Here is a 13,023-nt window from a genome sequence, read left to right on the forward strand (position 1 = left end):
GCCCAGCCGGACCAGGGGGCACGCAGCGGCAGCACTACTGTCGGCGGACGTGACCACGACCCCGGCGAAGCCTCGTCCCGACGGCCGGGCGGCCGACCAGCTCCGCCCGGTGACGATCACCCGCGGCTGGCTCGACCACGCCGAGGGCTCGGTGCTCGTCGAGTTCGGCCGCACCCGGGTGCTCTGCGCGGCCAGCGTCACCGAGGGGGTGCCGCGCTGGCGCAAGGGCTCGGGCCTGGGCTGGGTCACCGCCGAGTACGCGATGCTGCCGCGCGCGACGCACACCCGCGGCGACCGCGAGTCGGTGAAGGGCCGCATCGGCGGGCGCACGCACGAGATCAGCCGGCTCATCGGCCGGTCGCTGCGGGCCGCGATCGACCTCGGTGCGCTCGGCGAGAACAGCGTCGCCATCGACTGCGACGTCCTGCAGGCCGACGGCGGCACCCGGACGGCGGCGATCACCGGCGCCTACGTCGCGCTGGCCGACGCCGTCGGGTGGCTGGGGGAGCGGCGCAAGCTGGCCCGGCCCAGGGCGGTCCTGCAGTCGGTGGCCGCGGTCAGCGTCGGCGTCGTCGACGGGCAGCCGCGGCTGGACCTCGCCTACGAGGAGGACGTCCGCGCCGGCACCGACATGAACGTCGTCTGCACCGGCGACGGCAGCTTCGTCGAGGTGCAGGGCACCGCGGAGAACGGCGTCTTCGACCGCGCCGCGCTCGACGCGCTGCTCGACCTGGCGGTCGGCGGCTGCGCCGAGCTGAGCCGCATCCAGGCCGACGCGCTGCAGCAGGCCGGTGCCCGATGAGCGACCGGTTGCTCCTGGCCACCCGCAACCCCGGCAAGCTCGCCGAGCTGCAGCGGCTGCTCGAGAGCGCCGTCCCCGGGGTCGCCGTCGTGGGCCTGCGCGACGTCCCGGACTACCCGGAGGCACCGGAGACCGGGGCGACCTTCGCGGAGAACGCGCTGCTCAAGGCGCGGGAGGCGGTCCGGTACACCGGGCTGCCGGCGGTCGCGGACGATTCCGGCCTGACCGTCGACGCGCTCAACGGCATGCCCGGCGTCCTGTCCGCCCGCTGGTCGGGCCGGCACGGGGACGATCCGGCCAACACCGCACTGCTTCTCGGGCAGCTGGCCGACGTGCCCGACGAGCGGCGCGGTGCGGCGTTCGTCTGCGCGGCCGCGGTCGTCACGCCGGAGGGTGCCGAGCGGGTGCTCGAGCGGTCGTGGCGCGGCCAGGTGGTCCGGGAGGGGCGGGGCTCCAACGGCTTCGGCTACGACCCGGTGTTCCTGCCCGACGGGCTGGAGCGGACCGCGGCCGAGCTCACCGCGGCCGAGAAGGACGCGCTCAGCCACCGCGGTCAGGCCTTCGCCGCTCTGGTGCCCCTGGTCGCGGAGCTGCTCGGCCGGTCCTGACCCCGCCGCGACGCCCGCGGCCCCGGGCTGCCCGGGACCGCAGGCGTCGCGTCAGGGGGTCGGCTCGGCGCCGGCGGCGGGCGAGGAGCCGTTCTCCGCGGAGTCCTGCGAGGAACTCCGCTGCGACGAGCCTCCTGAGGAGCCCGACCGCTCGCTGTCGGTGGTCGGCTTGGCCGCCGAGCTCCGCGTCGGCGTCGCCGACGAGGACTCCTCGCTGTCCGATCCCTCGTCCTCCTCCGACGTCGACTCCTCGTCGGTACCGGTGTCCGAGTCGGTGGCCGGGGCGCTGGTCTCGGTGGCCGGTGCGGTCGTGGTGGGGGACGACGGCGTCGACGCGTCGTCGTCGTCCTGCTGCTCGGAGGACGACGACGCGGTGGTGAGCTCGCCGAGCGTCGTCGACCTGGACGTCTCCGTGCCGCCGACGATGGCCGACACCGGCTTCTGCCCGATCAGCTCGATCCCGGTCACGATGCCCATCGCCATCACGAACACGGCGGCGGCGTAGACGGCCACCCTCGTCCAGCGAGGCCGGGACCGTCGGGCCGGGGCGCGGCGCGGGTCGAGGTGGGCGGGCAGCACCTGGGTCGCCGGAGCGGGCGGGGCGGCGGAGGCGACCTCGGTCTGATCGGCCGCGGACAGGCGTCCGGTGACCTGGCCACGGGCGCGCCGCAGCTTCTCGTTCGTCTTCTGCAGCGAGTTGCTGTACAGGGCGGCGCTGACGGTGCTGATCACGCTGGCCAGCGCGGCCCCGATCAGGGTGCCGGCGAGGCCGAAGAAGGAGGCCACCACGGCCGAGGACACGGCGGCGAGGGCGCCGGCGGTCACCTGGGTGGCGCTCAGCTGGGTGCCCTGGGGCTTCTCCTTGTCCTCGATCTGCTCGGTTCGGTCGGTCGTCTCGGGGCGCGGGGAGGTCATGAGCTCCGACGGGGTCGTGGACGTGCAGGGGGATCGGCCGGGCCGGGCAGCACTGCGCGACGGGCCTGTAGAACTAGGCTACGGGTTCCTGTCGCTCCACGTCCGGCCCCGCTCACGCTCAGCGAGCTCCTGACCTGCACGGATGCCGCCCCGAGATTTTCCTCCCGTGAGTTCGCTCACGGGCCCTCCGACCCGCCGGGGGGAGAAGCGCGGTGGGCCGGGACGAGTCGGCCGGCAGCGCGAGCCCGGGCAGGCCGCCGGGTGCGCAGGCAGAGTGGCGGCATGCGGATCTCGGTGGGGAACGTCCGTGCGCTACGATTCGACGACGGGACGCCGGTCACCGCGGCCTCGGCCATCGCACCGCTCGGCGACGGCTGGCTGGTGGCCCAGGACGACTCGACGTCCGCCGCGTGGTGGCGGGCCGGTGGGACCACCGCGGTGCGCCTGCTGCCGCCCGTGGAGGGACTCGACCGGTTCAGCGAGGCGGCGGGGACCAAGCGCCTCAAGCCCGACCTCGAGGTGGCCTGCCCCGCGGAGGTCGACGGCGAGCCGGCGGTCCTGCTGCTGGGCTCCGGATCCACGGACCGGCGTACGCGCGGCGTGCTGGTGCGCCTGGACGACGGGCAGCCGGTCGCGCGGACCGGTGAGCTCGCACCGCTCCACGCCGCCGTCGTGCAGTGCCTCGGGCTCACGGCGGACCAGCTCAACCTCGAGGGCGCCGCACGGCGCGGTGACACGGTGCGCTGGTTCAACCGCGGCAACCTGGCCGCCGGAGTGCGCCCGGCCAGCGTGGACGTCCCGCTGGCCGATCTGGTGGACGCCGTCCTCGGCCGGACGGACCCCGCGTCGGTACCGGTCGAGCAGCCGCGCGGCTACGACCTGGGCGAGGTCGCGGGCGTGGGGCTGGCGGTGACGGACGCGATCGCCCTGCCCGACGGGCGGCTGCTGCTCAGCGCTGCCGCCGAGGACACCCCGAACGCCGTCGACGACGGGCCCGTGGTCGCCGCCGCGCTGGTGCTGGTCGACGGGGACACCGTGCTGGACGTCGCCACGGTGCCGGAGCTGGACGGGCGCGTGCCGAAGGTCGAGGGGCTGGCCCTGCGCGCCGTCCAGGGCGAGGACGTGCAACTGCTGGCCGTGGTGGACGACGACGACCCCACCCGGCCGTCCACCGCGCTGGAGATGCACGTCGCGCTGGGCTGAGTCGAACGCCGGACGCAGGGCGCGGTGGTGGACGGGGAGCCGGTCGCCCGACGCCGGCCCGGACGGCTCCTCGGGGCGCCGGCCAGGGGAGACCCCGGTGCGGGAGGCGGGAGTCGAACCCGCACGCCCGGAGGCACCAGATCCTAAGTCTGGCGTGGCTGCCGTTACACCACTCCCGCGTGGACACAGAGTAGGAGGAGCCGCCCGTGCGGGTGGCCTCCGGTCGACGGACGCGCCCTCTCCGGCGTGGTCTGGCAGGCTGTCGGCCGTGCCTCGCGACCCTCGACAGATCCAGCTGGAGATCGACGCCGCCCGTGAGTCCCTCGCGGCGACCCTGGACCAGCTGGTCTACCGGAGCAGCCCGCAGCGACTGAGGGCGCAGGGCCAGGCCGCCGTCCAGCAGTTCCTGCAGACCCCGGTGGGCATGGCGGCGGTCGGCGCGGTCGGCCTGCTCATGACCCTCGTCCTGGTCCAGAAGGTCCGGCACCGCAACGACTGACGTGCCTCGTCCGCGCCCCGACCCCGTCGGCCCCGGCCAGGAGTCGGTCTGGGACTACCCCCGCCCGCCCTCGGCCGAGGAGACGGGGCGGCGCGTCGTCGTCGAGCTCGGCGGCCGGGTCGTCGCGGCCACCGACCGTGCCGTCCGCGTCTGCGAGACGAGTCACCCGCCGGTCTACTACGTGCCGCGCGAGGACGTCGCCGAGGGTGTCCTGCAGCACGCGGCCGGCAGCTCGTGGTGCGAGTGGAAGGGCGCGGCCACCTACTGGGACGCCGTCGTCGACGGGCGGCGCTTCCCCTCCGTGGGCTGGTCCTACGAGGACCCGGTGGAGCGCTACACGTCCCTGCGCGGCGCGGTCGCCTTCTACCCGAGCCGGGTGGACCGCGCGCTCGTCGACGGCGAGACCGTGCGGGCGCAGGCCGGGGACTTCTACGGCGGCTGGATCACCGACGAGGTCGTCGGCCCGTTCAAGGGCGAGCCGGGCACCTGGGGCTGGTGATCCCTCAGGCGGTCGGCCCGCCGGTCGCCCGCAGCAGCGGCAGCGCGACGTCGGTCAGCACCTCGTCGGCGTAGTCCCGGGTGACGGGGTGGCCGATGATCAGCCACCGCTGAACCAGCGGAGCCATGAGGGCTTCGGCGGTCACGGTGCCGGCCAGGCCAGGGCGCAGCTCGCCGCGCGCCTCGGCGCGGCCGAAGACCTGCTCGAACGCGCGGCGCCACACCCCGACCGGGCCGTCGCCGAAGGCCTCCTCCAGCCTGGGGTGGTGCGGGACCGTGGACAGCAGCGCCTGCGTCGCTGCACCGATGGGCCCGTTGATCACGTCGACGATGGCGTAGAGCAACGCCCGGAGGTCGGTCTCGAGCGACCCGGTGTCCGCCGGGGTGACCGTGGTCGCGTTCAGTTCGGTGATGGTGTCGGCCACGAGGTCCTGCTTGGTGCGCCAGCGGCGGTAGATGGTCGCCTTGCCGACGCCGGCCTCGGCCGCCACCGCGTCCATGGTCAGCGCGCCGTACCCGACGTCGGCCAGGAGCCGCATGATGGCCGCCCGGATCACGCCGTCCCGGCTGGGGTCCCGGGGTCGCCCGCCACGCGACGAGCGCACCGATGGGGACTCCTGCACAACGATCATGAGCCGACCTTAGACATTCAAGTGAGCCACCACGACGGGTTTGGGGCTGCATGTCGCCGCATTTAGTGCCCTTGCACTACGATCCCCGACCGCGCGCCTGTCGGGTCCGGTTGCGCACCTCGGTCATCCTCGTGCGGTGGTGAGCACCGACGGACGACTCCGGCGCCGGGAGTACTGGCACCTCCCCGCGCGTGCCACCCGCGTCCTCCTGGCGACCTCCGACGCGCACCTGCTGTCCGAGGTCGCGCGGACGGCGCGGGGGCTGGGGCTGGTGGTCTCGACCGCGCCGGACCTGCTCGACCTCGACGACGAGGACGGCGGCCGCGGCGTCGACCGGCTGTTCCGCCGGCTCGCCCGCGAGCTGACGACGGCCGAGGCCGAGGACCTCCGGGTGGCCACCGACCCACCGGACGGGGGACCGGCCCTGGCCGCGCGGCTGCTCACCGCGCCCACGCTGGCCGTGGAACTGGCCCGCCGCGGGGTCACCGCGGAGATCGGCCTGCTGGCCGAGGCCGAGCTCTGGTCGGTGTACCAGCCGATCGTCCGGCTCGACGACCGCGCCGTCGTCGCGCAGGAGGCGCTGTTGCGCGGAACGGTCGACGGCCGGGAGGTGGGCGGTGAGGACCTCTTCTTCGTCGCCGAGTCGGCCGGCTGGCTGCCGCGGCTGGACCGCATCGGCCGCGAGTCGGCGATCACGGGCGCGGCCCCCTGGCTCGGGGACGCCGACCTGTTCGTCAACTCCGACCTGGCGTCGGTGCACCGGCCGGAGGTGAGCCTGGCCGGCACCCGGCAGGCGCTGCACGACGCCGGCATCGACCCGTCCCGGCTGGTCGTCGAGGTGGGCGAGGTGTCCGCCGTCAAGGACCGCGGGCACCTGTTCTCGGTGCTCGAGCACCACCGCTCGCTCGGCTGGCGGGTGGCGCTGGACGACGTCGCGGCGGGCTGGTCGAGCCGCTCGCTGATGGCGATCGTCCGCCCGGACGTCGTCAAGCTGGGCCGGGCGCTGGTGCAGGCGCTGCCCGACGAGGGCGCACGCACCATGGTCCGCTCGGTCGTCGAGCACGCGCACACCCTGGGCGCCCAGGTCGTGGCCGAGGGCGTGGAGACCGAGCGGATCGCCGACGAGGTGACCCGGCTCGGCGCCGACCTGGGTCAGGGCTGGCTGTTCGGCCGCCCCGTCCCGCCGCCGGCCGCGCGGCTCAGTGCAGGCCCCAGCCGGTGAGCGCCGGCCGGGCGTGCTCGTGCCCGAGGACGCCGTAGGAGCCGGCCGGTAGCGCGAACAGGGCCCCGGCCGCGGGCTCAAGCCGCAGCCAGCGGGCGGTGAGGACGCGCAGCACGTGCCCGTGGGCGACCAGCACCACGTCGCCGTCCTCCAGCAGCGGCCGGGCGCGGTCGAGCACCCGGTCCACCCGCGCGCCGACGTCCTGCAGGGTCTCGCCCGGTGTCGCCCCGGGGATGGTGCCGTCGACCCACACCGACCAGGTCCGGCCCATCTCCTCGCTGATCTCCGCCGTCGTCCGCCCCTCGTAGCCGCCGTAGTCGATCTCCACGAGGTCCTCGTCGGTGGCGGTCGGGGTGAGCCCGGCCAGCTCGGCGGTCCGCTGCGCCCGCAGCCGGGGGCTCACCCACACGGCCGCGAACCTGCGGTCCCCGAACTCGCCGCGCAGCCGGCGGGCCTGCTCCTCGCCCTCGGGCAGCAGCGGCAGGTCGGTCACGCTGGTGTGCTGGCCGCTGAGGCTCCACTCGGTCTGCCCGTGCCGCAGCACCACGATCTCGCCCATGGGCCCTCCTAGCTGTGTCGGCGGTCACATCCTGGAAGAGCAACACCCAGTGCGGGTGCTGCCGCGCATGACGGACCCCGTGGCACCTGGCCGCGGGCCGACCCTGCGGAGGCAGCATGACCACGGTCGCGCCCAGCGACACCTTCTCGATCGGCGGGGACCTGCCCGTCCACCGCCTCGGCTACGGCGCCATGCAGCTGCCCGGCCCCGGCGTGTGGGGCGAGCCGGCCGACCCGGAGAACGCCCGCCGCGTCGTCCGCGCCGCCGTCGAGCAGGGCGTCGACTTCATCGACACCGCCGACTCCTACGGCCCGGTGGTCAGCGAGCGGATCATCGCCGAGGCGTTGCACCCCTACCCGGAGGACCTGGTCATCGCGACCAAGGCCGGCCTGACCCGGCAGGGCCCGGGCATCTGGACGCCGGTCGGCCGCCCGGCCTACCTCAAGCAGCAGGTGGAACTGTCGCTGCGCACGCTGCGGCTGGAGCGCATCGACCTCATCCAGCTTCACCGCATCGACGGCGAGGTGCGGCTGGCCGACCAGCTCGGCGCCTTCAAGGAGCTGCAGGAGGAGGGCAAGGTCCGCCACATCGGCGTCTCGGAGGTGTCGGTGGCCGAGCTGGACGAGGCCCGCTCGATCGTCGACGTCGTCAGCGTCCAGAACCTCTACAACCTCACCAACCGCCAGTCGCAGGACGTCCTCGACCACGCCACCGAGCACGGCATCGGCTTCATCCCGTGGTTCCCGATCGCGACCGGTGACCTGGCCGCGCCGGACAGCCCGGTCGCCGACATCGCCCGCGAGCTGGACGCCACGCCGTCCCAGGTGGCGCTGGCCTGGCTGCTGCACACGTCGCCGGTCGTCCTGCCGATCCCCGGCACCAAGTCCGTCGAGCACCTGACGGAGAACCTGGGTGCGGCGCAGCTGCGTCTCTCCGACGAGGACATGGCCCGGCTGGACGCGCTGGCCTGAAGGGGGATCCGCCGGAGTGCCCCCGTCCCGGGTCCCGCCCTGAGCTTGCGAAGGATGGGGAGGGCGGGGTCCTTCTTCAGCGCCAGCGGCGCAGCGACCCGGGACGCAGTCGGCGCCGGCCCGGCCGCTCCTCGGCGCGCCGCGCGGGCCGCACCTGGTACGGCAGAGCCGCGCGGCGCACCGGGGACGGGGTGCGGGCCGAGGGTAGCGGGACGGCGGGACGCGGGTCCCCGGCGTCCACGGGGCCGTCGAGCTCCAGCCGCTCCCCGAGCCCGGCGGAGCGGACGAGGCGGCGGGTCGCCGCGGGGGCGCCCACGATGCGGCAGCGGCGGCCGGCCGGGATCAGCGCGTCGGTGAACACGGCCAGCACCTGCAGGCCCGCGCAGTCGCGGAAGCAGGCGCCGGCGACGTCCACGACCACCGCTCCGCGCCCGCCGACCGCAGCCTCCTGCAGGGTCCTGGTGAGCCGGTCAGCGGCCACCACGTCGACGTCGCCGGTCAGCCGGACGACGACCTGGTCAGGAGCGTGGACAACTGCGGTCTGCAGGTGCGGCACGGGTACCTCGGCAGGGGTGTGCTGCACCGCCAGCGGTTTCGGGCGGTCACCCTACGTTAACGCCGCAACGCCGGTGACGACAAACGGTGCTCGCGCGGTTGCACAGCGCGGTGTGCAACCGCCGGGGACCCGCTGCGGCCGGGCGTGACGCGCGGCACCATGTCGGCGTGGACGCCGAGGACTTCCGCCAGGTCAGGAACGCCGTCCGGCAGCTGGTGCGGGAGGTGGTCGTCCCGCTCGAGGAGCGCATCGAGGACGAGGACCGCATCCCCGACGAGCTGCGCGCCCGGGCCGCCGAGATGGGCCTGTTCGGCTACGCGCTGCCCGAGGAGCACGGCGGCCTGGACGTCACGATGGCCGAGGACGTCGAGCTGGCCTTCGAGTTCGGCTACACCACACCGGCCTTCCGCTCGCTGTTCGGCACCAACAACGGCATCGCCGGCCAGGTGATCGCGAAGTTCGGCAGCGACGAGCAGAGGAAGACGTACCTGCCGCGGCTGGCGTCCGGCGAGCTGATCGGCTCCTTCGCGCTGACCGAGGCCGAGGCCGGCTCGGACCCGGCGGGGCTGCGCACCACCGCCCGGCGGAACGGCGACGGCTGGGTGCTCAACGGGACGAAGCGCTACATCACCAACGCGCCGATCGCCGACCTCTTCGTCGTCTTCGCCCGCAGCGACCCGGCCGAGAAGGGCGGGCGCGGGATCTCCAGCTTCGTCGTCGACGCGAAGGCGCCCGGGGTCACCGTGGGTCCGCGCGACAAGAAGATGGGCCAGGCCGGCGCCTGGACCGCCGAGGTGTTCCTCGACGACGCCCGTGTGCCCGCCGACGCGCTCATCGGCGAGGAGGGCCGCGGCTACGCCAAGGCGCTGACCGTGCTCTCGCGCGGCCGGCTGCACATCGCCGCGCTCTGCGTCGGGATGGCGCAGCGGGTGCTGGACGAGTCGGTGGCCTACGCCGCGACCGCGAAGCAGGGCGGCGCCCCGGTCGGCCGGTTCCAGCTGGTGCAGGCGCAGCTCGCCGACACGCACGCCGAGCTTCTGGCCGGCCGGGCGATGGTCCGCGACGTCGCCGCGCGCTACGACACCGGCGAGGACACCTCGATCGGCCCGTCGTCGGCCAAGCTCTTCTGCACCGAGATGGTCGGCCGGGCCGTCGACCGCGCGGTGCAGGTGCACGGCGGCCTGGGCTACCTGCGGACGACACCGGTCGAGCGCTTCTACCGCGACGCCCGGCTCTACCGGCTCTACGAGGGCACCAGCGAGGTGCAGCGGGTGATCATCGGCGGCGGGCTGCTCCGGGACGCCGGCATGCCGCGGGGCTGAAGGAGGGTCCTCCTGCCGAGCCCTGCGAGGGGTGAGGGGACGGGTCCTCCCGCTGGTCGGCGCCGCCGTCCGCGCCGAGGTGGGCGCGTGGACGGTGCGGGAACCGGATCAGCGCGAGTGGAGCTGCAGCGAGCCGACGGGGAGCAGCCGGCGGCCAGCAGCGCCCGCAGGCCGGCCGCGTTGCCCGGCGACACCGCGGCGACGACGAGCTCGCCGGCGAGCACCTGCCCCAGCGCGGCGGCCACCAGGGCAGCGCCCGCGCCCCGGCCCCGCCGCTCGGGCTCCAGCTCGGTGACGCCGCCGACGCCGCTGCCGAGCACGGCCACCGCCGAGCGGGCCGGGTAGGGGAGGCCGAGGACCACGTCGAGGCCGCCAGGTCCACGACCGCGTGCACCGCGCCGCGCCACGAGTCGTCCGCCTCCCGGCCGGCGTAGGTGTCGCGGTTGGCGGGCGCGGAGAAGTCGATCGGCACGGTCGGACCCTCAGGTCGCGCGGGGTCCGGGGACGTTGGCCGGGTCGCCGGCGGGGTCGCGCTCGGGCCCGCCGGCCGGGCTCAGCAGCGGGCCGGGTGCACCCTCGCCGCGGCCGAGCGCGGCGACGAACTGGCGCAGCACGTCGTCGCCACTGTGGGCCGGCACCCAGTCCAGCAGCCGGCGGGCGCGGCTGCTGTCCAGCGCCGGCGCCTGGGTGCCGAGGTCGAGCCAGCCGGGCTCGGTCGGCACGAGGTGGGCGTGGAAGGCGGCCGACAATGCCGTCCGCAGTGCGATCGCCGGTACCGGCACCCGCACCGAGCCGAGGGCGCGTGCCAGGGCGTCGGCGTCGAACGTCGGCTCGGCGGCCAGGTTGAACGGCCCTCCGGCCCGGCGGTCCAGCATCGCCACCAGCGCGTCGGCGACGTCGTCGGCGTGCACGAACTGCACGCGCAGCGCGGGCAGCGGCAGCGGCAGCAGCTTGGCCACCTGGCCGGGCAGCAGCCGGGCGGCGCCGAACAGCAGCGGCCCGAGGAAGTACCGGCCGATCTCGCTGCTGGCCTCCGGCTGCAGCACCAGCGTCGGGCGCACGACGGTCAGCGTCGTCCCCTCCCGGGAGCCGAGCAGCTCGCGGACCACCAGCTCGGCCTGGGACTTGTCGCGGCTGTACTGGGAGCTCGGGATGCCGGTGACCGGCCAGTCCTCGGCGACCTCCCGGTCCCCGCCGCCGGCGGCGTAGGCGCCGAGCGAGGACAGGTGCACGACGTGGCCCACGCCCGCGGCCGCGGCCGCGCGCGCCAGCCGGCGGGTGCCCTCGACGTTGACGCGGTGCAGCCGCTCCGGCTGCCGACCCGGCTGGATCGCCCAGGCCAGGTGGACGACGGCGTCGACGCCGTCGAGGAAGCGGGTGAGCTCGTGCTCGCTGCGGGTCTCGCCGAGGTCGGCCAGGTGCCACCGGACGCCGTCGTAGGGAGCGAGGCTCGGCGGCTGCCGCCGGGCCAGCCCCCGCACCTCCGCGACGCCGCTGCCGGGCGCGGTGAGCCGGCGCAACAGCGCCGTCCCCACGTTGCCACTGGCGCCGGTGACGGCGATCTTCAGGCCCTGAAGGCGGTCGCGGGTGGGTTCAGCCATGTCCCGCCGCTACCCCCGCCGCGGCCGGTGTACCCGGCGTCTGCGGTCCGGAGTGCCGGGGGCGCAGCCGCAGGGACACCAGCGCGACGAGCAGCAGCGCCCGGGCGGCCGCCCAGAACCCGGCGGGGTCCCCGCCGCCCCGACCAGGCGCGGCACCAGCAGGCTGCCCCCTTTGCACGGAGCTCTGCGCACGGCGGCCGGCAGCCCCTCGTGATCATCGGCAGATGGCTGGTCGACACGCCGAGCACGGCCGCCGCACGCCGATGATCACGGGGGCGCGGCGGGCGCGTCAGCCGACGGGGGTCTCCAGCGACTGGCCGCGGCGCTCCGGCAGCAGGCAGGCGGCCAGCGCGGCGACCACGAAGAAGGCGGCGAAGGTGCCGAACACCAGGCCGTTGCCGCCGGCGGTCAGCAGCGGGGGCACGCACAGCGGGGCGGCGATCGAGGCGAGGCGCCCGAAGCCTGCGGCGGCGCCGGCGCCGGTGGCCCGCAGTGCGGTCGGGTAGACCTCCGGCGTCACGGCGTAGACCGCGCCCCAGGCCCCCAGGTTGAAGAACGACAGCACCATGCCGGTGACCAGGACCGCGGTGTCGCCGGCGGCCACTGCGAACAGCCCGGCGCCGGCGGCGGAGCCGAGCAGGAACACCACCAGCGTCGGCCGGCGGCCCCACCGCTCGATGAGCAGGGCCGCGGCGGCGTAGCCGGGCAGCTGGGCGAGCGTGATGAGCAGCGTGAAGCCGAACGAGCGCACCAGCGAGAAGCCCGAGGCGACCAGCAGCGTCGGCAGCCAGATGAAGGCGCCGTAGTAGGCGAAGTTGATGCCGAACCACACCGCCCACAGCGCCGCCGTCCGCCGGCGGGAGCCCACCGCCCACAGCGCGCCGGGTCGCGGTGCCGGCGTCGGCCGCGCCGGGGCCGACGGCACCGGGTCGACCCCGGCCGCCGACTCGAACCGGCGCACCGCGGCCTCGGCCTCGTCGGTCCGGCCACGCAGCTCCAGGAAGCGCACCGACTCCGGCAGCCCCCGGCGCACGACCACCGCGTACAGCGCGGGGACGGCGCCCAGCGCCAGCGCCCACCGCCAGCCGTCGTCGCTGCCGGGGACGACGAGATAGCCGATCAGCGCCGCCAGCAGCCAGCCGACCGCCCAGAACGCCTCCAGCGCCACGACCACGCGGCCGCGCACCCGGGCCGGGGCGTACTCGCTGACCAGCGTCGAGGCGACCGGCAGCTCGGCGCCCAGCCCCAGCCCGATGAGGAAGCGGAACACCAGCAGCGAGGCCACCGACCACGCCAGCGCGGCGGCGCCGGTGGCCACGCCGAAGACCAGCAGGGTGAGTGCGAAGACCTGCCGCCGGCCGATGCGGTCGGCCAGCAGGCCGCCGAGCGTGGCGCCCAGCGCCATCCCGACGAAGCCGATGGAGCCGATCCAGGACAGCTCGGTCGGGGTCAGCGACCACTGGACGGCGAGCGCGGCCATCACGAAGGAGATGAGGCCGACGTCCATCGCGTCCAGCGCCCAGCCCAGGCCGGAGCCCACCACGAGCCGGCCGTGCTCGCGGGTGAACGGCAGCCGGTCCAGCCGCTCCGCTCGGGTCGCCGAGGTGGTGGTCGCGTCGGATCTCACGGGCGGGC

Annotated in this window: 15 protein-coding genes and 1 tRNA gene; 9 read left to right on the forward strand and 7 right to left on the reverse strand. The window is 75.4% G+C overall.

Annotation, left to right across the window (positions count from 1 at the left end):
* Nucleotides 1–49 precede the first annotated feature (49 nt).
* A complete protein-coding gene (gene rph / locus GOBS_RS06710) occupies nt 50–802 on the forward strand; it encodes a ribonuclease PH (protein ID WP_012947540.1) in 753 nt (250 codons plus the stop codon).
* Entirely contained in the window at nt 799–1,410 is a 612-nt protein-coding gene (gene rdgB / locus GOBS_RS06715) for an RdgB/HAM1 family non-canonical purine NTP pyrophosphatase (protein ID WP_012947541.1), read from the forward strand. The genes rph and rdgB overlap by 4 nt, the downstream gene beginning before the upstream one ends.
* 51 nt (nt 1,411–1,461) lie before the next feature.
* Here rdgB and GOBS_RS06720 read toward each other — a convergent pair whose 3' ends face one another.
* Entirely contained in the window at nt 1,462–2,325 is an 864-nt protein-coding gene (locus tag GOBS_RS06720; protein WP_012947542.1) for a hypothetical protein, read from the reverse strand.
* A gap of 282 nt (nt 2,326–2,607) precedes the next feature.
* On the opposite strand from GOBS_RS06720, the gene GOBS_RS06725 reads away from it, so the two are divergent.
* Complete coding sequence (locus tag GOBS_RS06725; RefSeq protein WP_012947543.1) at nt 2,608–3,528, forward strand: DUF6910 family protein; 921 nt, start codon at nt 2,608–2,610, stop codon at nt 3,526–3,528.
* A 98-nt stretch (nt 3,529–3,626) separates the two neighbouring features.
* Here GOBS_RS06725 and GOBS_RS06730 read toward each other — a convergent pair.
* Nucleotides 3,627–3,707, reverse strand: a tRNA-Leu gene (locus GOBS_RS06730).
* 89 nt (nt 3,708–3,796) lie between these two features.
* Between GOBS_RS06730 and GOBS_RS06735 the strand changes: the two genes are divergently transcribed.
* The gene (locus GOBS_RS06735) at nt 3,797–4,027 is read left to right on the forward strand and encodes a DUF3618 domain-containing protein (protein ID WP_012947544.1); all 231 of its coding nucleotides are present in this window, start codon (nt 3,797–3,799) and stop codon (nt 4,025–4,027) included.
* Between the two features lies 1 nt (nt 4,028).
* Entirely contained in the window at nt 4,029–4,526 is a 498-nt protein-coding gene (locus tag GOBS_RS06740) for a DUF427 domain-containing protein (RefSeq protein ID WP_012947545.1), read from the forward strand.
* 4 nt (nt 4,527–4,530) lie between these two features.
* Here GOBS_RS06740 and GOBS_RS06745 read toward each other — a convergent pair whose 3' ends face one another.
* Nucleotides 4,531–5,157: a TetR/AcrR family transcriptional regulator gene (locus GOBS_RS06745; RefSeq protein ID WP_041241369.1), complete on the reverse strand. Its 627-nt coding sequence runs from the start codon at nt 5,155–5,157 to the stop codon at nt 4,531–4,533.
* Between the two features lie 136 nt (nt 5,158–5,293).
* Between GOBS_RS06745 and GOBS_RS06750 the strand changes: the two genes are divergently transcribed.
* Nucleotides 5,294–6,379, forward strand: coding sequence for an EAL domain-containing protein (locus GOBS_RS06750; protein ID WP_012947547.1), 1,086 nt, complete (start codon nt 5,294–5,296; stop codon nt 6,377–6,379).
* On the opposite strand, the gene GOBS_RS06755 is transcribed toward GOBS_RS06750, so the two are convergent.
* Nucleotides 6,357–6,938: a histidine phosphatase family protein gene (locus GOBS_RS06755; RefSeq protein ID WP_012947548.1), complete on the reverse strand. Its 582-nt coding sequence runs from the start codon at nt 6,936–6,938 to the stop codon at nt 6,357–6,359. The genes GOBS_RS06750 and GOBS_RS06755 overlap by 23 nt on opposite strands.
* A 116-nt stretch (nt 6,939–7,054) precedes the next feature.
* Here GOBS_RS06755 and GOBS_RS06760 point away from each other — a divergent pair, with 116 nt between their 5' ends.
* A complete protein-coding gene (locus GOBS_RS06760; protein WP_012947549.1) occupies nt 7,055–7,909 on the forward strand; it encodes an aldo/keto reductase in 855 nt (284 codons plus the stop codon).
* A 76-nt stretch (nt 7,910–7,985) separates the two neighbouring features.
* On the opposite strand, the gene GOBS_RS25270 is transcribed toward GOBS_RS06760, so the two are convergent.
* The gene (locus GOBS_RS25270; RefSeq protein WP_166487314.1) at nt 7,986–8,492 is read right to left on the reverse strand and encodes an STAS domain-containing protein; all 507 of its coding nucleotides are present in this window, start codon (nt 8,490–8,492) and stop codon (nt 7,986–7,988) included.
* 140 nt (nt 8,493–8,632) lie between these two features.
* Here GOBS_RS25270 and GOBS_RS06770 point away from each other — a divergent pair, with 140 nt between their 5' ends.
* Nucleotides 8,633–9,787, forward strand: a complete 1,155-nt coding sequence (locus tag GOBS_RS06770) for an acyl-CoA dehydrogenase family protein (protein ID WP_012947551.1) — start codon at nt 8,633–8,635, stop codon at nt 9,785–9,787.
* 117 nt (nt 9,788–9,904) lie between these two features.
* Complete coding sequence (locus tag GOBS_RS25275; RefSeq protein WP_049788168.1) at nt 9,905–10,132, forward strand: hypothetical protein; 228 nt, start codon at nt 9,905–9,907, stop codon at nt 10,130–10,132.
* 137 nt (nt 10,133–10,269) lie between these two features.
* Here the strand turns inward: GOBS_RS25275 and GOBS_RS06780 are convergent, their stop codons facing one another.
* Both GOBS_RS06780 and GOBS_RS06785 read right to left on the reverse strand, forming a co-directional pair.
* Nucleotides 10,270–11,388, reverse strand: a complete 1,119-nt coding sequence (locus GOBS_RS06780; protein WP_012947552.1) for an NAD-dependent epimerase/dehydratase family protein — start codon at nt 11,386–11,388, stop codon at nt 10,270–10,272.
* A 289-nt stretch (nt 11,389–11,677) separates the two neighbouring features.
* Nucleotides 11,678–13,015 carry an MFS transporter gene (locus GOBS_RS06785; RefSeq protein ID WP_012947553.1) on the reverse strand — a complete coding sequence of 446 codons (1,338 nt, stop codon included), beginning with the start codon at nt 13,013–13,015 and terminating at the stop codon, nt 11,678–11,680.
* Nucleotides 13,016–13,023: the final 8 nt, after the last annotated feature.

This window comes from Geodermatophilus obscurus DSM 43160 (assembly GCF_000025345.1).
GTDB classification, from domain to species: Bacteria; Actinomycetota; Actinomycetes; order Mycobacteriales; family Geodermatophilaceae; genus Geodermatophilus; species Geodermatophilus obscurus.

Excerpts from the sequence above, each read along its gene's own strand:
- rdgB (WP_012947541.1), top strand. The coding sequence starts at position 799 with ATGAGCGACCGGTTGCTCCTGGCCACCCGCAACCCCGGCAAGCTCGCC.
- GOBS_RS06720 (WP_012947542.1), bottom strand. The coding sequence starts at position 2,325 with ATGACCTCCCCGCGCCCCGAGACGACCGACCGAACCGAGCAGATCGAG.
- GOBS_RS06725 (WP_012947543.1), top strand. The coding sequence starts at position 2,608 with ATGCGGATCTCGGTGGGGAACGTCCGTGCGCTACGATTCGACGACGGG.
- GOBS_RS06745 (WP_041241369.1), bottom strand. The coding sequence starts at position 5,157 with ATGATCGTTGTGCAGGAGTCCCCATCGGTGCGCTCGTCGCGTGGCGGG.
- GOBS_RS06755 (WP_012947548.1), bottom strand. The coding sequence starts at position 6,938 with ATGGGCGAGATCGTGGTGCTGCGGCACGGGCAGACCGAGTGGAGCCTC.
- GOBS_RS06760 (WP_012947549.1), top strand. The coding sequence starts at position 7,055 with ATGACCACGGTCGCGCCCAGCGACACCTTCTCGATCGGCGGGGACCTG.
- GOBS_RS06780 (WP_012947552.1), bottom strand. The coding sequence starts at position 11,388 with ATGGCTGAACCCACCCGCGACCGCCTTCAGGGCCTGAAGATCGCCGTC.